The organism is Allobosea sp. 01N443, from assembly GCF_056399325.1.
The window spans coordinates 1-21004 of record NZ_JBFTRC010000055.1; the positions used below are offsets into that span (position 1 = coordinate 1).

Annotated in this window: 22 protein-coding genes; 14 read left to right on the forward strand and 8 right to left on the reverse strand. The window is 64.8% G+C overall.

All coding sequences use genetic code 11. The annotated features are described in order from the left end of the window. Positions 1 to 333: 333 nt before the first annotated feature. Complete coding sequence (locus AC1DRP_RS15585) at positions 334 to 1671, reverse strand: dihydroorotase (protein ID WP_476768919.1); 1338 nt, start codon at positions 1669 to 1671, stop codon at positions 334 to 336. Positions 1672 to 1768: 97 nt separating this feature from the next. Here AC1DRP_RS15585 and ygfZ point away from each other — a divergent pair, with 97 nt between their 5' ends. Genes ygfZ through AC1DRP_RS15600 form a run of 3 tightly spaced genes read left to right on the forward strand, consistent with a single transcriptional unit; the run spans position 1769 to position 3872 of the window. After that, positions 1769 to 2653 carry a CAF17-like 4Fe-4S cluster assembly/insertion protein YgfZ gene (gene ygfZ / locus AC1DRP_RS15590; RefSeq protein ID WP_476768920.1) on the forward strand — a complete coding sequence of 295 codons (885 nt, stop codon included), beginning with the start codon at positions 1769 to 1771 and terminating at the stop codon, positions 2651 to 2653. Beyond that, complete coding sequence (locus AC1DRP_RS15595; RefSeq protein ID WP_441488256.1) at positions 2650 to 3273, forward strand: DNA-3-methyladenine glycosylase I; 624 nt, start codon at positions 2650 to 2652, stop codon at positions 3271 to 3273. Before ygfZ ends, AC1DRP_RS15595 begins: the two co-directional genes overlap by 4 nt. A 2-nt stretch (positions 3274 to 3275) precedes the next feature. After that, positions 3276 to 3872: a YfbR-like 5'-deoxynucleotidase gene (locus AC1DRP_RS15600; RefSeq protein WP_441488255.1), complete on the forward strand. Its 597-nt coding sequence runs from the start codon at positions 3276 to 3278 to the stop codon at positions 3870 to 3872. 10 nt (positions 3873 to 3882) lie between these two features. Here the strand turns inward: AC1DRP_RS15600 and AC1DRP_RS15605 are convergent, their stop codons facing one another. After that, the gene (locus tag AC1DRP_RS15605; protein WP_476768921.1) at positions 3883 to 4401 is read right to left on the reverse strand and encodes a GNAT family N-acetyltransferase; all 519 of its coding nucleotides are present in this window, start codon (positions 4399 to 4401) and stop codon (positions 3883 to 3885) included. A 175-nt stretch (positions 4402 to 4576) separates the two neighbouring features. Here AC1DRP_RS15605 and aceB point away from each other — a divergent pair, with 175 nt between their 5' ends. After that, a complete protein-coding gene (gene aceB / locus AC1DRP_RS15610; protein WP_476768922.1) occupies positions 4577 to 6178 on the forward strand; it encodes a malate synthase A in 1602 nt (533 codons plus the stop codon). Positions 6179 to 6238: 60 nt separating this feature from the next. Here aceB and AC1DRP_RS15615 read toward each other — a convergent pair whose 3' ends face one another. Together AC1DRP_RS15615 and AC1DRP_RS15620 are read right to left on the reverse strand one after the other, a co-directional pair. Continuing rightward, on the reverse strand, positions 6239 to 6754 hold the full coding sequence (locus AC1DRP_RS15615; protein ID WP_476768923.1) for a DUF2721 domain-containing protein: 516 nt from the start codon (positions 6752 to 6754) through the stop codon (positions 6239 to 6241). Between the two features lie 161 nt (positions 6755 to 6915). Beyond that, a complete protein-coding gene (locus AC1DRP_RS15620; RefSeq protein ID WP_476768942.1) occupies positions 6916 to 8334 on the reverse strand; it encodes an MFS transporter in 1419 nt (472 codons plus the stop codon). 142 nt (positions 8335 to 8476) lie between these two features. Here AC1DRP_RS15620 and AC1DRP_RS15625 point away from each other — a divergent pair, with 142 nt between their 5' ends. Continuing rightward, positions 8477 to 9457 (forward strand): LysR family transcriptional regulator, encoded by a 981-nt coding sequence (locus AC1DRP_RS15625; RefSeq protein WP_476768924.1) that lies wholly within the window; start codon positions 8477 to 8479, stop codon positions 9455 to 9457. A gap of 28 nt (positions 9458 to 9485) precedes the next feature. Here AC1DRP_RS15625 and AC1DRP_RS15630 read toward each other — a convergent pair whose 3' ends face one another. Further along, on the reverse strand, positions 9486 to 10178 hold the full coding sequence (locus AC1DRP_RS15630; RefSeq protein WP_476768925.1) for a TetR/AcrR family transcriptional regulator: 693 nt from the start codon (positions 10176 to 10178) through the stop codon (positions 9486 to 9488). A gap of 30 nt (positions 10179 to 10208) precedes the next feature. On the opposite strand from AC1DRP_RS15630, the gene AC1DRP_RS15635 reads away from it, so the two are divergent. After that, positions 10209 to 10592: a hypothetical protein gene (locus tag AC1DRP_RS15635; RefSeq protein ID WP_476768926.1), complete on the forward strand. Its 384-nt coding sequence runs from the start codon at positions 10209 to 10211 to the stop codon at positions 10590 to 10592. A gap of 13 nt (positions 10593 to 10605) precedes the next feature. Then, the gene (locus AC1DRP_RS15640; protein WP_476768927.1) at positions 10606 to 11379 is read left to right on the forward strand and encodes an SDR family NAD(P)-dependent oxidoreductase; all 774 of its coding nucleotides are present in this window, start codon (positions 10606 to 10608) and stop codon (positions 11377 to 11379) included. A 137-nt stretch (positions 11380 to 11516) separates the two neighbouring features. Here the strand turns inward: AC1DRP_RS15640 and AC1DRP_RS15645 are convergent, their stop codons facing one another. After that, the gene (locus tag AC1DRP_RS15645; protein ID WP_476768928.1) at positions 11517 to 12758 is read right to left on the reverse strand and encodes a carboxylate-amine ligase; all 1242 of its coding nucleotides are present in this window, start codon (positions 12756 to 12758) and stop codon (positions 11517 to 11519) included. A 449-nt stretch (positions 12759 to 13207) separates the two neighbouring features. Between AC1DRP_RS15645 and AC1DRP_RS15650 the strand changes: the two genes are divergently transcribed. From AC1DRP_RS15650 to AC1DRP_RS15670, 5 genes are all read left to right on the forward strand, one after another. Continuing rightward, positions 13208 to 13936 carry a glutathione S-transferase family protein gene (locus AC1DRP_RS15650; RefSeq protein ID WP_441488246.1) on the forward strand — a complete coding sequence of 243 codons (729 nt, stop codon included), beginning with the start codon at positions 13208 to 13210 and terminating at the stop codon, positions 13934 to 13936. Between the two features lie 557 nt (positions 13937 to 14493). After that, entirely contained in the window at positions 14494 to 15534 is a 1041-nt protein-coding gene (locus AC1DRP_RS15655; RefSeq protein WP_441488245.1) for a DUF3616 domain-containing protein, read from the forward strand. Further along, a complete protein-coding gene (locus AC1DRP_RS15660; RefSeq protein ID WP_476768929.1) occupies positions 15531 to 16097 on the forward strand; it encodes an NUDIX hydrolase in 567 nt (188 codons plus the stop codon). Before AC1DRP_RS15655 ends, AC1DRP_RS15660 begins: the two co-directional genes overlap by 4 nt. A 171-nt stretch (positions 16098 to 16268) precedes the next feature. Then, entirely contained in the window at positions 16269 to 16628 is a 360-nt protein-coding gene (locus AC1DRP_RS15665; RefSeq protein WP_476768930.1) for a hypothetical protein, read from the forward strand. Positions 16629 to 16656: 28 nt separating this feature from the next. Next, a complete protein-coding gene (locus AC1DRP_RS15670; RefSeq protein ID WP_476768931.1) occupies positions 16657 to 17169 on the forward strand; it encodes a hypothetical protein in 513 nt (170 codons plus the stop codon). Between the two features lie 14 nt (positions 17170 to 17183). On the opposite strand, the gene gpmI is transcribed toward AC1DRP_RS15670, so the two are convergent. After that, a complete protein-coding gene (gene gpmI, locus AC1DRP_RS15675; protein WP_476768932.1) occupies positions 17184 to 18698 on the reverse strand; it encodes a 2,3-bisphosphoglycerate-independent phosphoglycerate mutase in 1515 nt (504 codons plus the stop codon). Between the two features lie 116 nt (positions 18699 to 18814). Between gpmI and AC1DRP_RS15680 the strand changes: the two genes are divergently transcribed. Both AC1DRP_RS15680 and AC1DRP_RS15685 read left to right on the forward strand, forming a co-directional pair. Next, on the forward strand, positions 18815 to 19558 hold the full coding sequence (locus tag AC1DRP_RS15680) for a haloacid dehalogenase type II (protein ID WP_476768933.1): 744 nt from the start codon (positions 18815 to 18817) through the stop codon (positions 19556 to 19558). A gap of 37 nt (positions 19559 to 19595) precedes the next feature. Further along, positions 19596 to 20282, forward strand: coding sequence for a glutathione S-transferase family protein (locus AC1DRP_RS15685; protein ID WP_476768934.1), 687 nt, complete (start codon positions 19596 to 19598; stop codon positions 20280 to 20282). Positions 20283 to 20318: 36 nt separating this feature from the next. On the opposite strand, the gene AC1DRP_RS15690 is transcribed toward AC1DRP_RS15685, so the two are convergent. After that, positions 20319 to 20918, reverse strand: a complete 600-nt coding sequence (locus tag AC1DRP_RS15690) for a dioxygenase family protein (RefSeq protein WP_476768935.1) — start codon at positions 20916 to 20918, stop codon at positions 20319 to 20321. Between the last annotated feature and the right edge of the window lie 86 nt (positions 20919 to 21004).

Consider the following 21004-nt stretch of genomic DNA (forward strand, 5'->3'; position numbering starts at 1 on the left):
CTTCGCCAGAGCCCTCAGGCTCTCTTGACTATGCTGTATCGCTCGACGAACCGCCTCTGTCGTCGTGGCGCTCCCATGGTGAACCTGGCCCATAGCGCCTCCTTCCACTCACGCGAAAAGACTGCACCATCAAAGCCCGGGATCAAACATCTAGGGACAGGAATGTGGCGGCAACGACGTTTCGCATCTTCGGATCTCCCGTTGGGCGGGAGCCGTGCCCCCGCGCGATTGTCAGGAGCTCAGGGGAAGCCGCAACGACCTGCGGCCTCCCCCTGCTCCTCGCCAATACGTCGAACGGGGCAGCGCACGATCGACACGATCGCGCAAAAAAGTTCAGCCGCGCGGCAGCGCCTCCAGGAAGCGCGCCGGCTCGCCCTGCGCAGGCGTCACCACTTCGCGCTCCCACATCACCTTCCGGCCGCGGACATAGGTGCCGACGGGCCAGCCGGTCACGGTGACGCCGTCATAGGGCGTCCAGCCGCAGCGCGAGGCGATCCAGTCATTGGTGATGGTCTCGCGGCGCTTCAGGTCGACAATGGTCAGGTCGGCATCATAGCCCGCCGCGATCCGCCCCTTGCCCTCGAGCCCGAAGATCCGTTGCGGGCCATGGCTGGTCAGATCGACGAACCGTTCCAGTGAAAGCCGCCCGGCATTGACATGGTCGAGCATGATCGGGACCAGCGTCTGCACGCCCGGCATGCCGGAATGGCTCGCAGGATACGCATGATGCTTCTCCTCATGCGTATGCGGCGCATGGTCGGAGCCGAGCACGTCGACGATGCCCTGCTCCAGCCCCCACCAGATCGTCCGGCGATGGCTGTCGTCGCGGATCGGCGGATTCATCTGGGCATAGGTGCCAAGCCGCTCGTAGCAGTCCGGCGCGACCAGCGTCAGATGGTTCGGCAGCACCTCGACGGTCGCGACGTCCTTGTGATCCCTGAGGAAGATCATCTCCTCGCCGGTCGAGATGTGCAGGATGTGAACGCGCGCGCCGGTCTCGCGTGCAATCCGCACCAGTCGCCTGGTGCAGGTCAGGGCGACTTCGGGCGAGCGCCAGACCGGATGGCTCGACGGATCCCCCTCGACGCGCAGGCCCATGCGCTCGCGCAACATCATCTCGTCTTCGGAATGGAAGGCGGCGCGGCGGCGCGTGCGCTTCAGGATCTCACTGACGCCCTTGTCGTCCTCGACCAGCAGCGAGCCGGTGGAGGAACCCATGAAGACCTTGATGCCCGCCGCACCCGGCAGGCGCTCCAGCTCCGGCACATCGGCAATGTTCTCATGCGTGCCACCAACCMAGAAGGCGAAATCGCAATGCATCCGGTGCCGACCGCGCCTGACCTTGTCGGCCAGCGACGCCTCGTCGGTGGTCTGAGGGATCGTGTTCGGCATCTCGAAGACGGTCGTGACGCCGCCGAGCACCGCGGCGCGCGAGCCGGTCTCCAGATCCTCCTTGTGGTCGAGCCCCGGCTCGCGGAAATGCACCTGGCTGTCGATGACGCCCGGCAGAATATGCAGGCCGCGGCAATCGACCGTCTCACCTGCGGAAGCCTGCGACAGATCGCCGAGCGCCAAAATCTTGCCGCCGGTAATCCCGAGATCCCGCTGGACACGGCCATCGTGATTCACGACGGTGCCGCCCTTCAGAATGACATCATAGCTCTGCGGCATCGGAGGCGTCCTGCTGGTTGAGGATGAGGCTGAAGCGGCCTACCTATCGAACGGACCCGCGTCCAGCCCTTGGCAGCGATCAGAAACGAGCTTCACCATGCCTGCAACCCGATTGGTCGATCGCGGCGTCATTCGCGTCAGTGGCGAGGACGCGCGCGACTTCCTGCAGAACATCGTCACCAACGAGATGGACGTGGTGACGCCGGACCATGCCGGCTATGGCGCGCTCCTGACACCGCAAGGCAAGATCATCAGCGATTTTCTCGTGGTCGCGGTGCCGGAGGAGGAACGCGGAGGTTTTCTCCTCGACGTGCCGCTCCTGCAGGTTCCCGATCTGATGAAGCGGCTGAAGCTCTACAAGTTGCGCGCCAAGGTCGCGCTCGACGATCTCACCGAGGTGGCCACCGTGGTCGCATCGAGCGGCGGTTTCTCGCTCCCCGACGATGCCGGCCTCGTCTATGCCGACCCGCGCCTGCCGGCGCTCGGCGAGCGCGCGATCACTGACCGCAACGACGTCGGCTCGCTCGCCAGCGCCGAACCCGATGCCTACCACGCCAGGCGCATCGCGCTCGGCATTCCCGATGGCGGCAGGGATTTCGTCTATGGCGACACCTTTCCGCATGAGGCGCTGCTCGACCAGCTTGGCGGCGTCTCCTTCAAGAAGGGCTGCTATATCGGCCAGGAGGTGGTGTCGCGCATGCAGCATCGCGGCACCGCCCGGACCCGCATCGTGCCGGTGGTCTTTACCGAGGGACTGGTTCCCGAGATGGGCGTCGAGGCGACCGCCGGCAGCAAGGTGCTCGGCCGCATCGGTTCCTGCGCCAAGGGGCGCGGGCTCGCCATGCTGCGGCTCGACCGTGTCGCCGACGCCATGGCCGCGGGCGAAAGACTCGAAGGCGGCGGCGTGGCCTTTACCCTGGCGAAGCCGGACTTTATCCGCTTCCCCTTCCCCGGCGAGCCCGGTTTTGGAGCAGCAGCATGAGCGGACGCGCAGCAGTCGAAGGCCCGGACGGCAAGTTCCGTTGCATCTGGCCGGGGACCGATCCGCTCTATCTCGCCTATCACGACACCGAATGGGGCGTGCCGGAATATGATTCGCGCGCCTTGTTCGAGAAGCTGATCCTCGACGGCTTTCAGGCTGGCCTCGCCTGGATCACCATTCTGCGCAAGCGCGACAGTTTTCGCTCCGCCTTCGCCGGTTTCGAGCCGGAGGCGATTGCTCGCTTCACCGAGACCGATGTCCAGCGGCTGCTCGGCGATGCCGGCATCGTCCGCCATCGCGGCAAGATCGAGGGCACGATCAAGAGCGCTCGCGCCTATCTCGAGATCAGCGAACGGCGCGAGTTCTCGGATTTCCTCTGGCGCCATCTCGACGGCCGCGTCCTCCAGAACGCTTTTCGGACTCATGAGGAGGTGCCGGCCGAGACGGCGGTCTCCAAGGCGATCTCCAAGGAGCTGAAGGCCGCCGGCTTCACCTTCTGCGGCCCGACCATCGTCTACGCCTTCATGCAGGCCTGCGGACTGGTCAACGACCATCTGACCGGCTGTTTCCGCTACGAGGAATGCGCCGTGCTCGCCCGCGACATCCGCGTTCCGGCCTGAGCATGGCCAAGGCGCCGCTTCCACCCCGCGCCTGGCAGCGCATGCTGTCGGGCCGGAGGCTCGATCTGCTCGACCCCTCCCCGCTCGATATAGAGATCGAGGATATCGCGCATGGTCTGGCTCGCGTCGCGCGCTGGAACGGCCAGACGCGTGGGGAGCATTCCTTCTCGGTGGCGCAGCACTGCCTGCTGGTCGAGGCGATCGCGAGCCACCTCAATCCGGACTGGTCAAAGCCCTGGCGGCTGATGGCGCTGCTGCACGACGCTCCGGAATATGTCATCGGCGACATGATCTCGCCCTTCAAGGTGGTGATGGGCGACGCCTATAAGAGCGTCGAGCTCCGCCTGCTTGCCGCGATCCATCTGCGCTTCGGTCTGCCGGCGGCGACGCCCGCCATGCTGGCGCGGAAGACCAAGGACGCCGACAAGATCTCGGCTTTCCTCGAGGCGACCGAACTCGCCGATTTCGACCGCGAGGAAGCTCTGATCTTCTTTGGCCGGCCGAAGCCGCTGCCGCGCGAGGTCACGGACTGGCTGAGGCCACTGTCGACCGAACTCGCGCAAGCGCGCTTCCTGGAGCGCTTTCAGGCCCTCGTTTAGCGATCTCGGCTCAATCCGCCCCGGCGACCGGGCGCATCATGAAACGCGCATCGCTGCCATAGCTCGCAAGCTTGGCCTCGAGCCGCGGGTCGACGACGACCGAAAAACCMTGCTTGCCCCAGAAGCCGACAGAGGCATTGACCGCGACGAGCGACAGGCTCGGCAGCCCGAACTTTTGAGCGAGCCTGAGTGCATCCGCGACCGCCAGGACAGCGGCGCCGGTGCCTCGCGCCTGCGGCAGCAGCGCGAGATCATGGATGTAGAAGGTCCCGGGAGCGGGCGGCAGCGCGCCGAGCGGCGCGTTCAGGGCTGGGGGCTCGAGCTCGCGCCAGGGATGGCTGAGCAGATAGGCGGCGATCCCGCTCCCCATGTCCAGGACCCGGCAGCCATCGCCAAACAGCTTCAGCCGCTCGGCGAAAATGGCGGCCTCCTCCGGAAAATCCGGATGAACCTCGGCCGCCACTGCGACGACAGCGTCGAGATCGGACACGGTCATGGTCCGCCAGTGAGATCCTGCTACCTTGGTCATCGTCGATCCGTCCTGCCTTTCCGCGCTCCGATATTGCACGCAAGCGGACAGAGGGTGAATGCCGATTTATTCTATTTTGGCAAAAGTCATCAAGCATTCCCGCGGCTACAGGAGAAAGCGATTTCCTCCGATACTGCGCCTCACCTCATCCCTGCCGAATGCGAAGGAGACCGCCATGTCGGACACCAAGACCCTGCCGAAGGGTGTCGTCATCAAGGGCGCAATGGGTCCGCGCTTCGACGAGATCCTGAGCCATGATGCGCTCGCCTTCGTTGCCGACTTGCAGCGCCGCTTCAACGAGACGCGCAAGCGCCTGCTCGCCTTGCGCAAGAAGCGCCAGAAGCGCTTCGATACCGGCGAGACGCCCGATTTCCTGACCGAGACCAGGCATATCCGCGAAGGCGACTGGAAGGTGGCGCCGATTCCCGCCGATCTGCAGGATCGTCGTGTCGAGATCACCGGTCCTGTCGACCGCAAGATGATCATCAACGCGCTGAACTCCGGCGCCAAGGTGTTCATGGCCGATTTCGAGGATGCCTCCTCTCCGGTCTGGGCCAATATGGTCGAAGGCCAGATCAATCTCAGGGATCGCTGGGCCGGCCGGATCGACTTCACCGAGCCGACCACCGGCAAGGCCTACAAGCTCAAGGACAAGCCAGCCGTTCTGATCATCCGCCCGCGCGGCTGGCATCTGCCGGAACGCCATATCGAGATCGACGGTGAAATCGCCTCGGGCTCGCTGGTCGATTTCGGCCTCTATGTCTTCCACAATGCCAAGGCGGCGCTGGCTGCGGGCTCCGGCCCCTATTTCTATCTGCCGAAGCTCGAGAGCCATCTCGAGGCCAGGCTCTGGAACGATGTCTTTGTCGCCGCTCAGAACGCGCTTGGCCTCAAGACCGGCACGATCAAGGCCACCATCCTGATCGAGACCCTGCCCGCGGCCTTCGAAATGGACGAGATCCTCTATGAGCTGAAGGATCACATGGCCGGGCTGAACTGCGGCCGCTGGGACTACATCTTCTCCTTCATCAAGAAGCTCGCCCGCAACCCGGCCTTCGTCCTGCCCGATCGCTCGCAGGTGGTGATGACCAAGGCCTTCCTGCGGGCCTATTCGCTGCTGCTGATCAAGACCTGTCACCGCCGCGGCGCCTTCGCCATGGGCGGCATGGCGGCGCAGATCCCGGTCAAGAACGATCCGGCCGCCAACGAGGCCGCCTTCGCCAAGGTCCGGGCCGACAAGGAGCGTGAGGCCGGCGACGGCCATGACGGCACCTGGGTTGCCCATCCCGATCTCGTGCCGGTGGCGATGGAGGTCTTCAACCGGCTGATGCCGCAGCAGAACCAGCTCGACAAGAAGCGCGAGGACGTCTCCGTCGGCCGCGAGCAACTGCTCGAGGTCCATGAGGGCACGCGCACCGAGGCCGGCTTCCGCGAGAACATCCGCATCGGCGTGCAATATCTCGAAGCATGGCTGCGCGGCCGCGGCGCGGTGCCGATCTACAACATGATGGAGGATGCCGCGACGGCCGAGATCAGCCGTGCCCAGATCTGGCAGTTCATCCAGTACGGCGTCACCGTTGACGGAGGCACCATCGTCACCGCGGATCTCTTCAAGCGCTGCCTCACCGAGGAGATGGAGCGCGTGAAGGGCGAGGTCGGGCCTGAAAACTACGCAAAGGGCCGTTTCCCGGAGGCGATCGAGCTGTTCTCGACCCTCTCGCTCGCGCCTGAATTCGAGGAATTCCTTACCGTCCCGGCGTACGACAAGCTCGGTTGAGTCCAACGACCGGCGCCGCCTGGGCGGCGCCGGTCGTTGCCTATGCCCCGGCGATGCGGATCAAGCGATATGATCGCTCCGTCGCAAGGCGACGTTGATTTCGCGCAGGAACTGGACAAGCGAAGCGCCGAAGAGCCCAACAGCCACGATGAAGAGCACGGCCACACCCCGTTCATGGGCCGACCCGACGAACGCAAACATGAACGCGAGCATCATCAGCAGGATCGTCGAAACACCGCTCGAGATGGCAAGACGCATCGCGCTGTTGATCAGATGGGCTCGCCGCTCGAGGCGGGGGAGATCAGCCTTGAGTTCGTGAACGACAGGCCCCTCGCCCTGCAGGCTGCTCAACATGCGCGACCGGTCGAGAATTCGCTCCAGGCGACTGATCAGGACCGATATCAGGCCGACGACCGCGCCGAGCAGGAATGCTGGTGCGGCAGCCTGGCTGATGACCAATGAAAGCTGGTTCACGGACGGAAGCTCAGGAATCATGGTTTCTTCGCCTCGTCGCGAACGCCGTCGGCCGCCGAGCGAATTGACCAACCGGGTGCGATAGACAGCCCCCAATCCCATCCCGGGCCCAAGCGATCATGCGTGGTTAGAGCGTGGATTCATGAAACTCGCGGCCGACGCGCCTGTCTACGGCTATCCGCTGGTGACAATGGAAATGCCCCGACGGATCCTCATTCATGTCGCGGCACCAACCTCAGCCCGAGCGCAGCCGGATTCCATCCTCAAGCAGCGGGAGTGCCCGAGCGGCTCGCGATGGCAAGGGCCATGACGATCATTGCTCCAGCCAGGCCAAAGGTGACGTGCAATCCGGTCGCGACCATGTCCGGAGATGCGACCGCGCTGCCGTCCGTCCCCGCGGCGAGAGCGAACACCGCACCCATCACCGAAGCACCGGTGATCAGGCCGAGATTGCGGGCGAGGCCGAGCATCCCGGAGACAAGCCCGCGCCCTTCCGGACCAGCCTCTCGCATCACGGCCGTGTTGTTGGCGGCCTGGAACAGCGCATAGCCTGGGGTGAGAACGATCAGGGGAACGGCATAGCCCGCAATCCCGATCTGCAGCGGCATGAGCGCGAAGAGAAGCGATCCGACGGCCATGGCGGCCAAGCCCACCAAGCTCATGCGTTGCGCGCCGAACCGATCGACCAAGCGGCCAGCCGGTACGCCCGAGAGCGCCGCGACAACCGGCCCGATCGCCATGACCAGGCCAGCGCCCGATGCATCGAGGCCGAGCGCCATGGTGAGATGGAAGGGGCCAACGACCAGTGTTGTCATCATCACCGCCGCGACCAGCGCGGTTGTGGCGAGGCCTTTCCGCAGCCCGGGCTCGCGCAGCATCGAGAGCCGGATCAGGGGCTCCGCGACCCGCGCTTGTACCAATACGAACAGGAGCGCGGCGACTGCTGCGGCTAGCAGGAGCCCGCCATTGAGCAAGCCGAATGCACCGCGGTTCCAGGTCATGGCGAGCGCATAGGCGACCAGCGCAGCGGCCAGCAGCAGCGTGCCGAGCATATCGAAGCGCGGCTTGTCTCCCCTCTTCTCGAGGCGATCGACCGGAAGGCTCCGCAAGGCGATCATGAAGGCAACGACGCCGAACGGGACAGTGACAAGGAATATCGCCCGCCATCCGAAGCCGTCGATGACAGCACCACCGAGCGAGGGGCCGAGTGCCGTGCCGACCGCCGACATGGTGCCGAGCAACCCCATGGCACTGCCGGTCCGGTCCCTCGGCAGGGCATCGCCGACAAGGGCCAGGCTCAGCGTCATCATGACTGCGGCGCCCGCCCCCTGCACCGCCCGCGCGGCGATCAAGCCGGCGAGGCCGGAAGCAAGGCCGCACCCCGCCGAGCCCGCTGTGAAGAGGGCTATGCCGGCCAGCAGAAGCGAGCGGCGTCCGACGAGATCGCCAAGTCGTCCGACCCCGACGCTCAACGTGGTGATGACAAGCAAATAGGCGAGGACCACCCACTGCACCTGCTGGAAGGAGGCTGCGAAGGCCTGCACCAGCGCCGGCAGGCCGACATTGGCAATGCTGGTGCCAAGCGAGGACAGCAACATGCAGAGGGATAGGCCGGCGAGAGCCAAACGAGGCGCGCCACGCTGGGCCGTCGGGGCTTCGGTGGGGAACGGCGGGTCAAGCATAGCCTTCATCATCGTGGGGGGCTCCGAAGCACTGTTCGAAGCAGGTAGCCACATATGACACCTGGCGGAAGACGCAGCATTTGCACTGATTCAGTGCATTTGACGCCATGTCATGCTGGCGAGCCGTGCTAGTCTTGCCAGCATGACGAGAGCCGACCTCAACTTGCTCATCACCCTCGATGTCCTTCTCACCGAAGGCAGCGTGGCCCGCGCTGCCCGGCGCCTGCGKCTAAGCCCSTCCGCGATGAGCCGAGCCCTGGCGCGGCTGCGCGAGACGATCGGCGACCCGCTGTTGGTAAGGGCGGGGCGCGGCCTTGTACCAACGCCGCGTGCACTGGAATTGCGGGAGCGCGTCGGTCCGCTCGTTCAGGAAGCGGAGGCGATCCTGCGGCCGGCCGAGGCGCTCGATCTGCAACGGCTTCTCCGGACCTTCTCGGTTCGGGCGAGCGACGGCTTCGTCGAGGCCTTTGGGCCTGAACTCATCGCGCACATCCAGGCGGAAGCGCCCGGCATACGGCTCCGCTTCGTCCAGAAGCTGGACAAGGATAGTACGCTGCTTCGAGAAGGCAGTGTCGATCTCGAAACCGGTGTCATCGGGGCGGCGCAGAGTCCGGAAATCAGGACGCGGGCGCTGTTCGCGGATCACTTCGTCGGGGTCGTGCGGCGGGGACATCCATTGGCCACAGGCGAGATCACCGCCGATCGCTTTGCTGCTGGCCGGCAGATCCTCGTCTCGCGGCGCGGTCTCGACAAGGGACCGATCGACGACGCGCTGGAGGCGATCGGACTGCGGCGAGACATCGCCACGATCGTCACCGGCTTCTCGCCTGCGCTCTCGCTCGCGCGTGGATCCGATCTCGTCGCCATTGTGCCCGAACGACACACTCGGACCCTGCGCGACGGCATGGTCACCTTTCCGCTGCCGGTTTCTGTGCCTGAGATCTCCGTGTCCCTGCTCTGGCATCCCAGGCTGGATGCCGATCCTGCGCACCGCTGGCTGCGCGAATGCGTCCGCCGGGTCTGCGGGATGCAGAATTCGCCCGATGATATGGGTGGGGTGCCGGCTGAAACAGGGAACAACCGAGGGCGCCGCCCGCAGGCTGATCTCCTGCCCGATTACTGACGTCCCGATGGCAGCAGCAGCCGCCCTGTCACAATCCGGCTGAGACACCGGGCCCCCGCGGCGACAGGTTCAGCGCGCCATCATTGCCCCGCAGAGCCTGGTCGCAAAGCGGTTGAAGCAGTGCGCATATGGCATCTGGTTCGCRCCCGCCGGACCGCAGCATGTGGAACACGGCAAAGCTGGTCAGCGCGAAGAGCAGGTCGACGGCATCGCGCTGCAGTTGCTCGTCGCGCCCACCCTGGCGGCGCACGAGCGCGGCCAGCGCCAGCCGACGGCGCTCATTGCGTTCTGCCAGGCTCTCCGTCAGTTCGGTGTCGCCGGCCGCTGTCGCGAACAGCCCAACCAGTCCGTCATCGGAACTCCAGAAGCCGCAGAACACCGTGACCAGCGCCGCCAAGGCCTCCTTCGGGTCAGAAATGGCCATTGCGTCTGCAAGATCAGCGATCCCGCCGGCAGCCGCCAGGGCGTCGAAGGTCGCCTCCAGCAGCCCACGTCGCGAGCCGAACTGATTGTAGACGGTCAGTCGAGTCACGCCCGCYGCGGCCGCCACGGCCTCTAGCGAGAGCGTCCTTCCAGCCGGCTCCCGAAGCAATGCCGCTGCCGCAGCGAGGAGCCGGCCGCGCGTTTCTGCGGTTTTGGCCTCTCGTTTGGCACTCGAATAGGGCCTTGACGTTCTCTCGTGACTCATGACTATACGGATTGTATATCCAATTTTGCCCATTCAAACGGGCGCTGTTTCGGAGCCTAGCCTATGGAACCCTTCCTGATCAGTATCATCGCCATGCACGTTCTCTCCTCGGTGTTCTGGGCCGGCACGACATTCGTGCTGGCCCGTACTGGTGCAAACGACGTCGCCCGCCTCTTCCGCCCGCAGTTCGGTGCCGCCGTCGTCGCGATGATCTCTGGCGCGCTCCTGTGGAGTTTCATCCATGCCGGGAACGTCGGAAACGCAGAAATGCTCCTTGCGCTCGGCGCCGGCACCTCGGTGGCGGCGTTGGTGATCCAGGCGCTCGGGGTGCTGCGCGGCTTGCGCAGGACCGGCCAAGCTGCGCCCTGGCTGGGTCTCCTCTACCGGATCTCAGCCGGGCTGCTGCTCGTAACCGTGATCTGCATGACGGTCGCACGCTATGTCTGAGCAACCGTCGACCGTGTCACACATCCCGACTTTCCCCGACCTCGCCGGCAAAACGGCGCTGGTCACTGGCGGCTCCGGCGGGATCGGCGCCGAAACCGCGCGTTGGCTGGCGCATAACGGGGTTTCCGTAACGGTTGCCGGCCGCGACCAACCCCGGCTCGACACGGTGCTGCGCTCCCTGGAGGCGATCTCCGACGGGCATGCCGCCGTCCGGATCGACTGCACCCGGCACGACGAGTTGGAGACCGCGCGTGCCGCGTTCGTTGCACGGCGCGGCAAGCTCGACATTCTCGCCGCCTTCGCCGGAGGTGGGACCAGCAGGCCCGTTGCGCTGGAGGATGTGACTGAGGCGGACTGGCACTCCAGCCTTGATCACAATCTGACCGCCACGTTCTTGACGCTCAAAACCTTCCTGCCAAGCCTCAAGCAGGGCCGCGGCGGCGCCGTCATCACCATGGCCTCGACAGCCGGCCGCGCGCCTTCGCAGGCGCCGCTCGGCTATGGGGTCGCCAAGGCCGGCGTCATCATGCTCACACAGCAAGCCGCACACGACCTCGGGCCATCCAGCGTGCGCGTGAACTGCATTTCACCATCGGCCGTATTGACCGACCGGACCGCAACACACATGCCTCCCGCCGTCAGGGCGCAGGTGGTCCTCGCTCATCCGGTCCGGCGGCTCGGCTCGTCGGCAGACGTGGCGGCGGCCACGCTGTTCCTCGCTTCGGAGAGTTCGGGCTGGTTGACCGGCGCAACCCTCGACATCGCCGGCGGACGGCTGATGCACTGATCACCGGCGCCAAAGCCGGCGAACCAGGCCAGTTGGGCTGGCAAGCGATCGCCTCGCCCCCCTGCCCCGCCCAAGAAGGCCCTTGGACAAGGACTCGCATTGAGCCCGTTGGGGCGCTTCGGTCGCCTGTATGCGTCTCAGCTGTCCCTGTCGGGCGCGAACATGGTGCCTTGCTGGAGACAGTCGCAGAGATCGCGATAGACCGCGGCCAATCGCTCACGTGACGGGCGGCTGGCACCCACTGCATCCTCGATCCGGCGGGCAAGGCTGCCATGCTTCAGGATGGTTGCCCAGATTGGTGTCCARCGCGCTGGATCAATGCCCGAGCTGTCATCCATGTTCTCCAGAATGTGCCGCCAGAGATCGCCGGCGCGACAGGACTGACCGGAATAGTCGAACAGCCTGAGATAGGCCCCATCATCGATCATGGCGTCCTCGGCGGATATCACGCAGCTGTCGAATATCCGGGCCAGCTCCTCGGTGGCCATGTCGCCGCTGAGGCGCTGGAGATCGCCGTAGAGGCGATGAACTGCTCCAACGACAGCGGCGGCAACTGCGAGATCGGCTTCGGGGCACTCCTGGGTATCGATGACCCGAATTTCGATTGTGTTTCGGTCGAAGCGGGGGATGCAGCCCCTGGCATTGAGCCAGGGGTGCCTGAGGATTCCGCCGGGATCTGCAGACGCCATGACGGCAGAGATCGGCTCGAGAATCGTGTCTTCGTACGCGCGTTGACTGGAGACGGTGTCGGGAATGATCAGGCCGTTGATCAGGGGATAGGCCTTCGCATTGGCTMCGTAGGCCCTCATGCGGAAATCGCGGTAGGGGGTGCGCTGGCCGTCGGCAATGGGCGAGCTTGCAGCCAATGCTGGAATGATCGGCAGGACGCGACGGATCGCTTCGTGGAGCCGCGCAAATTGATCGTCGTCGGCAAAGGGGAGATTGAGATGGACGCTCTGCAGATTGGTCCACCCATGCGATCTGGTTTCGAAGATGCGCTGATAGGTGCGGTAGATTCCGTGGGGATCAATCGGCCACGGCTGAGCATCATATCGGGGATCCAGCCACGGATGCATTGCCGTCGGCATCAGGCGCGCTCCGTGGCCCAGAAGGGTCTTGTTCAATGCGATGACCTCGCGTTGCAGGGGCTGGGCGAGGTCTTCCAATCTGGCCGCCGGAGCGAGATTCTTCGCTTCCAGGACATGAAGCACGAACTCGTTGGACCAGCCGATCAAGCCTCGCTCCATAGCTACGGCGCCCGTGCCGGCGGCATGCGCCAGGACGATATCTGCAATGGAGCGGCATTCCAGATCGGCGGTTCCGACGATCGCGTATTCAATCTCGATTCCGAACCCTTCGAACGCATTGAGCGGCCTCATCCCAGGGACGCCGAAGAGCGAGGCGTCATCTGACATGTGCGCGGGGCTTGAACGGGATCGAGTGTGGCAGACAGCATGGGAGGGCCTTCCTGGGAGCGACTCCCGGAGACCCTAGGCTGGCAATCACCAGCAATTGCTTTCGCTGAAGCAGAAAGAGGCGCGCAGGACAGGACCAGGCAGTGGCATTCCGTCCACGGGAGATCAAAGGACGAGCCGGGATTTCGAGAACGGCTGCTGCCGCTCGCACGAAGGAACTGGCGAACGCGATCGCAACAACGAGACGCCGGCGCCCCTGCGGTCCTTGAAGGCCAGCTCTCCAGACGATGAACCCAGCGCAGGCGAGCCGCTCGCTCAAAGTCTATGAGAGTAGACGCTGAGTCCACCATTGCCAATCTACAGGTCGGGCGTCCACATCCGCATATCCAGCGCATCGACGTTGGAGAAACGACATGAACCCGATATCTGAACCGATCCTCACCTCCGGCTTTCCGCTCGGCAGTTCCGCAGGGCTGGTGACCGCCTTCGAATGGCTCGGCCAGCCCTATCGCCTCACCAGGGTGGATATGCTGGGAGAAATGCGCACCGACGCCTACAAGCGCCTGAACGGCCGCGTGGAGACGCCCGTGCTGATCACCGGCGAAGGCCGTGTCCTCACCGAGACGATGGCGATCGCCCTGTGGCTGGAGGCGCGCGACCTTGACCGCCGCATCAGCTTCGAACCCGGCACGCCGGAGGCCGACCGGCTGCATCAATACGTCGCCTTCCTCAATACCGGCTTCACCGGTGCGTTCGTCCCGATGTGGGTGGCGCTGGAAGCGGAAGGTGTAACGGAGGAGTATCGCGAAACGCTGCGCAAGTTCGGCCGCAGCTTTGTCGCCGAGCGCCATGAACAACTCGAGGCGATGATCGGCGACAGCGACTACCTGCTCGGCGACAGACCGACGCTGGCCGATGCGGTGTTTGCCGGCGTTGCGCGCTGGGTGGACTTCCACAAGGCCGTCGACCCACGCGACTATCCCCGCATCCTGGCGCTGCGCAAGCGCATCGAAGCCGATCCCGCGTTTCGCTTCGCGGTAGCCATCGAGGACGGCAAACAGGCGGCAGGCAGTGGCGCGATGAAGGGTCTCGTTCCGCTCGCCGATGTCCTGCGCAACGCAGACGGCGTACTCGCGGCCTGAGACGCATGAGAACTGACTGCGCGCCATGGGTGGTGGCGCGCAATCCCCCTCTCCGCTCAGGGCGTGCGGGGGCTTTCGTTGAAGGCCCGGACTGCTGCAGCGGCGAGGTCGCCGACCGATCTGGAAGGATCTGACATCAAACGAGCCACGATCCCTCCAAGCCTCGCCTTCGCAGCTTCGGCCTCATCTCCGGCAAGATCTGGGTCGCTTCTTACAGTTTCCCATGCTCGGGCGTGGATGGCCTCTGCGATAAGCATCTCTTTTGAATTCAAGACGCCGGGAACAGGGAAATCGAGGGGCAGCATAGAAAGGGTCTCGGTGAACCCGCGCTAGATAGTCCTCGCATTCCGAACGGCAAGGGCTCCGCCCTCCGTCGCCGGGGCGGGGCTCGACTGGATTCCGGCTGTCTGCCGCGACGAGCGCGGTGAGAGTGCGAGAAGCACGTCAATCGCACACAAGGGCGAGCCTGACCGGCCCCGAATGTGCATGATGCGGACTAATGCTTTGACAGCACCGGGCGCGACGCGCTCAATCCCGCGGCAACCGGAAACCCTGCCATGCCTCGCCTTGCCTTGACGTCGACTGCTCTCGCCACAGCGCTGCTGCTCGCGCTACCGGCGTCAGCCAAGACGCTGAAGCCCGTCCGCAATGTCGAAGCGACCGAGGATTTTGCTGGCAAGAAGCCCGACAAGGCAGCCAAGGATGTCAGCGGCCTGGCCTGCCTGCCGGCGAATGGCGAGGAGCGGCGCTGCCTCCTGGCGAATGACGAGAACCGCTCGGCCCAGTTCGCTATCCTGACCAAGGGGCGCATCAAGCCTGCCGGCGTGGTCGAGCTGATCGGGGACAGCCCCTCCCCGACCGCGCTCGGCGCGATCCCCGCGTCTCCTTGTCCGACGATCGGCGGTTATGGCGAGTTCGACGGCGAGGCGGTCGCCTACGCCGCGCCCTATTTCTACATCGCCGGTTCGCATGGCTGCTCGCGCAGCAGCAGCGAGTTTCGCCTCTCGTCGTTCCAGCTCGCGCGGGTCAAGGTCGATACGGCCGGCACCCCCATCGGCCAGGTTGAACTGACCTACCGCCTGAGTGATCTGTTGCGTCGTGCCGGCGAGGTTGCGCCCTTTTTCGGCAAGCCCCTGACGGATGGCAACGGCCTGAACATCGAAGGCATAGCGACCGCTCATGACAGGCTCTGGATCGGGCTGCGGGCGCCGTCGCAGAACGGTCGCGCCTTCCTGCTAGAAACAAATCCGGACGAGCTCTTCGCGCCCGGCAATGAACCCGCGCAGGGCACTCCGACTGTGATCGCTTTCCCGGCTGGCCCGAATCGCGGCGTGCGCGACCTTGCTGCACTGCGGGACGGACGCCTGCTGGTCCTGGTCGGCCCTGCGCAGGAACAGGACGTTCCCTATGGCCTGCTGCTGCTTGACCCTGCCGCGCCCCAGTCACCGAGGGATCTCGGCACACTTGCACCGCCCAAGGATGCCAAGGCGGAGGTCGTGACCATTCTCGAGGAAAGGCCTGGTCGCCTGCGCTTCCTGATCGGTTATGACGGCATCAAGAATGGTCGATTCCAGGAATACGAGCTGCAACTGCCATGACTATTTCCTTCCGGTCTCGCCTTGAGGGCGTAGTGACGCGCTATCGCGCCGAGGTCGCCTCGCGGCGTGAGCATCTGTCGCTGTTGCGCTGGCAGATTGCCGCAGGCCATGCGCTCGACGAGCGCGACACCTTTCCGGGCCATGTCACGACCAGTGCGATCGTCCTGTCGCCGGACCACGCCCAGGTACTGCTGATCGACCATGTCGTCATCGGTCGCTGGCTGCAGCCTGGCGGCCATTACGAAGAGGCCGAAGCATTCAACCTTTCCGCTGCGCGCGAGGCCATCGAAGAGACCGGAGTCAGCAGGCTTGCCCTGCATCCCTGGCATCGCGGCGACGATCTGCCCTTCGTCATCGACAGCCATGACGTCCCCGGAAAACCCTCGCGCGGAGAGCCGGACCATATCCATCACGATCTGCAATATCTCTTCGTCGCCGATCCCGCGGTGCCGCTCGTCGCGCAGCTCGAGGAAGTTCACGCCGCAGCCTGGAAGCCTGCCGCCGAACTCGCCGGCATTGCGCCGCTCGTTGCGGCCCGCCTCGCTTCGGTTGCGGTGCGATAGCAGTGTCGCTGCAAAGATGTAACTTTATTATATTTTGGGAAGCCGGCGCAGTCTCGCCATTCCCGACCAATTTCGCGAGGATTCTCCCCGCAACTCTGGCGGCCAGTTAACGCTCTTGCAAATCATTTGCATCTGATCGATCTTGGGGCATCGATACCCGAGGACTGACCGATGCTGCCGAAGATTGCCGCCGCTGCCCTTGCCCTGAGCGCTCTTTCCGCCAACGCCTTGGCAACCGACCTGCCTACCCGCAAGAGCGTGCCTGCCGCCCAGCCGACGCTCTCAGCCTGCGCCGAGAGCGAAGGCATCCCGACCGACGCTTTCGGCTTCACAACCGGTTCGGACGTGGCGGAGTTCGGTTCGTTCGGGCCGAGCCTGACCTATGGCGGCGCCTTCGGCGCGCGCAGTGGCCGGTCGAACGCCCACGGCGCGCAGCTCCAGGGCTCCTATGGGCTCTTCTCCTGCTTCGAGATCGGCCCCTATCTGCTCGGTGGCTACACCAATGCTTCGGCAAGGGGGGATCAGTGCTAATTCAAGCAATAATGGTGCCGGCGTCGAGATGAAATACCGCCTGCTCGGCCGTGACTTGCACGGCATCGGCCTGACGGTGGTGCTCGATCCGAGCGTCAACCGCACTGATCCCGACGGCGCCGGCCGCTTCACCACTTTCAATACCGGCATCCGTCTCTTCGCCGACACGGCGCTGGTGCCAAGCAAGCTCTATGCCGCGCTCAATCTCTCCCAGGACATGACCTGGACCGGCCCCGCCCCCTATGGGCGCTCCTCGACCTTTACGGCCTCAGGATCACTGGCCTGGCAGGTCGTCGACGGCCTCTATGTCAGCGGCGAGGTCCGCCATCTGCGGCGCTACAACGATCTCGGCTTCGGCAACGAAGCGGGCTACGCCACATTCGCCGGCCCCGGCATCTACTGGCAGGCGACGAAACAGCTCGCGCTCTCGGCCGCCTACAATATCCAGGTCGCCGGCAAGGCCAAGGGTGAACCCCGTAATCGGGACCTCACCAATTTCAGCCAGCATCCCGTCAAGGTGAAAGCCGCCTACAGCTTCTGATCAGCCTGCATTGGTCAGCGCAGCAGCGAGCGGCCGGTCATCTCGTCCGGCTGTTTTAGCCCCATCAATGCCAGCAGCGTCGGCGCGACATCAGCGAGCCTGCCATCGGCCAACGCCTTCGCATCGCCACCGATCAGCATCACGGGCACCGGAAACGTCGTGTGGGCGGTATGCGGCTTGCCGGTCACCGGATCGACCATCAGCTCGCTGTTGCCGTGATCGGCCGTGACGAGCAGGGCACCCCCCATCTGCTCGATTGCCTTGGCAATCCGGCCCAGGCCCGCATCGACGGTTTCGACCGCCTTGATCGCCGCCGAAAGCACTCCGGTATGCCCAACCATGTCGGGATTGGCAAAGTTCAGCACGACGAGATCATATCGCCCCGAAGTGATCGCCGCGACGGCGCGGTCCGTCAGCTCCGGCGCCGACATTTCGGGCTGCAGATCGTAGGTCGCGACCTTGGGAGACGGCACCATCACCCGGTCCTCGCCGGGATAGAGGCGCTCTTCGCCACCATTGAAGAAATAGGTCACATGCGGATATTTCTCGGTCTCTGCCATGCGGACCTGCATCCGCCCTGCCTTGGCGACGGTCTCTCCGAGACCGTTCGAGAGCGTCTGCGGCGGAAACAGCGCCGGCATGATCTTGTCGAGTTCGGCGCTGTAGGAGGTCATGCTGACCGCCCTGGAAAGCTTCGGCACGCGAGCCCGAGTAAAKCCCGTGAAATCCGGGTCGAGTACCGCGGCCAGAATCTCGCGAATCCGGTCCGAGCGAAAATTGAAGCTGAGCAACCCGTCGCCGTCCCGCATGCCGGCATATCCAGCGATCACGGTTGGAACGATGAACTCGTCATTGACGCCCTCCGCATAGGCGCCGGCGACCGCCTCCCCGGCCGTCGCGAAGGCCTTGCCCTCGCCCAGCACCATGGCGCGCCAGGCCTGCTCGACGCGCTCCCAGCGATTGTCGCGATCCATCGCGAAATAACGGCCCGACAGGCTGCCGATCACAGCCTCCTTCGGCAGGGCCGCGGCGAAATCGCGTACATACTCTGCCGCCGATTGCGGTGGGGTGTCTCGTCCATCCGTGAAGACATGGACGCAGACCGGGATACCCTGCCCGGTCAGAATCCGGGCCAGCGCCACGGCGTGATCCTGATGGGCGTGCACCCCCCCGGGCGAGACGAGGCCTAGCAGGTGGCAGGTGCCCCCTGTATCCCTGAGTTTCGCGACAAGCCCGGTCGCGTCCAGCGCCTGCGCGATCGACTTGTCCTGGATCGCCTGGTTGATCCGCGGCAGGTCCTGCAGGACGACGCGCCCGGCGCCGAGATTGAGATGGCCGACCTCGGAATTACCCATCTGGCCTTCCGGCAAGCCGACATCGAGCCCCGAAGTCTTCAGGAAAGCGCGCGGCGCACTGGCCCAATAGCGATCGAAATTCGGCGTGTTCGCCAGCTTCACCGCATTACTGGTTTCATCCTCGCGCCAGCCCCAGCCATCGAGGACCATCAGCATCACGGGGCGGTTCGACATGCGGCAACCTGTGGGCATCAAGGAAAAACTGCTTGTGCGGATATCACGCACCGCGCCGCCAACGCGAGTGCTAAGAAGAAGCACCGATCCCCGATCCCGCGGCAAGGGAACCGCCCATGGCGCTCAAAGCCCTCGTTTTCGACGCCTATGGCACCTTGTTCGACGTCCAATCCGTTGCCGGCGTCACTGACGAGGCGTTTCCCGGCCATGGCGAAACGATCACCCAGATCTGGCGGCTGAAGCAGCTCGAGTACACCTGGCTCAGGGCGCTGATGGGCCGCTATGAGGATTTCTGGACGGTCACGCGCGACTCGCTCGACTTCACGTTGGCGACACTCGGGCTGGTGGCGACGCCCGATCTGATCGCCAGAATTGCGGCAGCCTATGACGCGCTCGCGCTCTACCCGGAGGCAAAGCAGGCACTCGAGGAGCTTGCGGGCTTCCGCCTCGCCATTTTCTCGAATGGCAGCCCGGCCATGTTGAAGCGCCTCGTCGCCCAGGCCGGAATCGACAAGTTGCTGGAAACCGTGATCAGCGTCGACGAGATCGGCGTCTACAAGCCGGACCCCCGCGGCTATGAGCTGGTAGAGAAGCGACTGGGCCTTGCTCGCGAGGAGATCCTCTTCGTTTCCTCCAACGGTTTCGATATCGCCGGCGCCAAAGCCTACGGCTTCACCGTCGCGCGCATCGAGCGCATTCCCGCCTCGGCCTTGCGCGCCGAGCTGGCGGCCCCCGGCGGGATCGGCCCCACGGCACTGTTCAAGGCTCTGCGCATGCAACCGGAACGGCTCGGGGCGGGCGCCGACCTCACTATCGCCAGGCTGACGGATCTTGCAGCCTACGCGACGAAACAGCGGTAAGACCCGCTCGATCACCCTGCGCCAGGAGACCCAATCGATGATCAAGTTCTACTATCATCCGTCGCCGAACCCCGCGAAGATCGCGCTCTTCCTTGAGGAAGCCGGGCTGCCCTACGAGATGGTGCCGCTCGATACCCGGCGTGGCGACCAGTTCAAGCCCGAGTTCCTGGCGATCAATCCCAATGCCAAGACGCCAGCCCTGACTGATGGCGACGTCACGATCTTCGATAGCAACGCGATCCTGCTTTATCTCGCGGAGAAGACCGGCAAGTTCCTCCCCGAGAGCACACCGGCGGCACGAGGCCAGATGCTCTCCTGGTTGATGTTCGTCGCCACCGGCATCGGCCCCTATTGTGGACAGGCCGTGCATTTCACCCGTTTTGCGCCTGAGAAGATCCCCTACGCAATCAACCGCTACTCGCGCGAGGCCGAACGACATTGGGGCATCATCAACGACCAGCTCGGCAAGCATCGTTACATGCTGGGAGACAGCTACACGCTGATCGACATGTCGGTCTGGGGCTGGTCGACGCGCGCGGCCTTCGCGCTCGGTGAAGAGGCCTTCGGCAAGCTGACCAACGTCAAGCGCCATCTCGATGAGATTTCCGCTCGCCCCGCCGCTCAGCGCGCGGTGGCATTGAAGGATCAGTTCGCCTTCAAGACGGAATTCGACGAGGAAGCGCGCAAGTTCCTGTTCCCGCAGAACGCCCATCTCGTCGCGTGAGCCAAAGCCCGAGCGGGCCGGCTCACGCCGGTTCGCTCAGGCCGCGATCACGAAATCGAACCGGCCGAGACGCCCACCTTCGGCAGCGCGGATATCCATCAGCAGCGCGCGATCGAAGATACCGTCGCGCGCATTGCCGGGCTCGCTCGGGAAATAGAGCTGGGTCGTCAGGACCGGCCCCTGTCCCGCCCGAACCTTCACATGAAAATGTCGTGTCCGGCCGGGATAGAGGCCGGGCATGCGGGTGATGAACTGGTACCGGCCCTGCGCGTCGGTGAACTGGTGGCCTCGGAAGAGAAAGCCCGCATTGTCATAGTCGCCGCTCGCATTGGCATGCCAGAGATCGACCAGGGCTCCGCCGACCGGGCCGCATTGCGGCGTCAGCACGAAACCGGACAGCACCAGCATCTCGCCTGGCCCATCTCCGCGCAGATCCCGCTTGAGCGGGGAGGACGGCGTGAAATACGGCCCCTCGGTCTGGCGACTGGTAACCGCCGCCCTACCCTCACAGGCAGGCGTCATCGGAAGTTCCGCTCCTTGGGCCCGGGCAGGTTCGGGACGAGACAGCGCCGCGAGCCCGGCCGCAGCGAGCGCGGAAGCGACGAGATCACGGCGGTTGAACCCAATTTGCGGCATCGCGCACTCCCATCCCGGATCCCAGTTTGGTGCCCCTCCCCTTGGGGTGAAGACCGGAGCCGTGCCAAAATATGGACGCAGCGTTC

What these genes read in the sequence shown, in the direction of transcription:
- ygfZ (WP_476768920.1), top strand. Translation starts at nt 1,769, where the DNA reads ATGCCTGCAACCCGATTGGTCGATCGCGGCGTCATTCGCGTCAGTGGC.
- AC1DRP_RS15595 (WP_441488256.1), top strand. Translation starts at nt 2,650, where the DNA reads ATGAGCGGACGCGCAGCAGTCGAAGGCCCGGACGGCAAGTTCCGTTGC.
- AC1DRP_RS15600 (WP_441488255.1), top strand. Translation starts at nt 3,276, where the DNA reads ATGGCCAAGGCGCCGCTTCCACCCCGCGCCTGGCAGCGCATGCTGTCG.
- aceB (WP_476768922.1), top strand. Translation starts at nt 4,577, where the DNA reads ATGTCGGACACCAAGACCCTGCCGAAGGGTGTCGTCATCAAGGGCGCA.
- AC1DRP_RS15615 (WP_476768923.1), bottom strand. Translation starts at nt 6,754, where the DNA reads ATGGGATTGGGGGCTGTCTATCGCACCCGGTTGGTCAATTCGCTCGGC.
- AC1DRP_RS15620 (WP_476768942.1), bottom strand. Translation starts at nt 8,334, where the DNA reads ATGCTTGACCCGCCGTTCCCCACCGAAGCCCCGACGGCCCAGCGTGGC.
- AC1DRP_RS15635 (WP_476768926.1), top strand. Translation starts at nt 10,209, where the DNA reads ATGGAACCCTTCCTGATCAGTATCATCGCCATGCACGTTCTCTCCTCG.
- AC1DRP_RS15650 (WP_441488246.1), top strand. Translation starts at nt 13,208, where the DNA reads ATGAACCCGATATCTGAACCGATCCTCACCTCCGGCTTTCCGCTCGGC.
- AC1DRP_RS15655 (WP_441488245.1), top strand. Translation starts at nt 14,494, where the DNA reads ATGCCTCGCCTTGCCTTGACGTCGACTGCTCTCGCCACAGCGCTGCTG.
- AC1DRP_RS15660 (WP_476768929.1), top strand. Translation starts at nt 15,531, where the DNA reads ATGACTATTTCCTTCCGGTCTCGCCTTGAGGGCGTAGTGACGCGCTAT.
- AC1DRP_RS15665 (WP_476768930.1), top strand. Translation starts at nt 16,269, where the DNA reads ATGCTGCCGAAGATTGCCGCCGCTGCCCTTGCCCTGAGCGCTCTTTCC.
- AC1DRP_RS15670 (WP_476768931.1), top strand. Translation starts at nt 16,657, where the DNA reads ATGAAATACCGCCTGCTCGGCCGTGACTTGCACGGCATCGGCCTGACG.
- AC1DRP_RS15680 (WP_476768933.1), top strand. Translation starts at nt 18,815, where the DNA reads ATGGCGCTCAAAGCCCTCGTTTTCGACGCCTATGGCACCTTGTTCGAC.
- AC1DRP_RS15685 (WP_476768934.1), top strand. Translation starts at nt 19,596, where the DNA reads ATGATCAAGTTCTACTATCATCCGTCGCCGAACCCCGCGAAGATCGCG.
- AC1DRP_RS15690 (WP_476768935.1), bottom strand. Translation starts at nt 20,918, where the DNA reads ATGCCGCAAATTGGGTTCAACCGCCGTGATCTCGTCGCTTCCGCGCTC.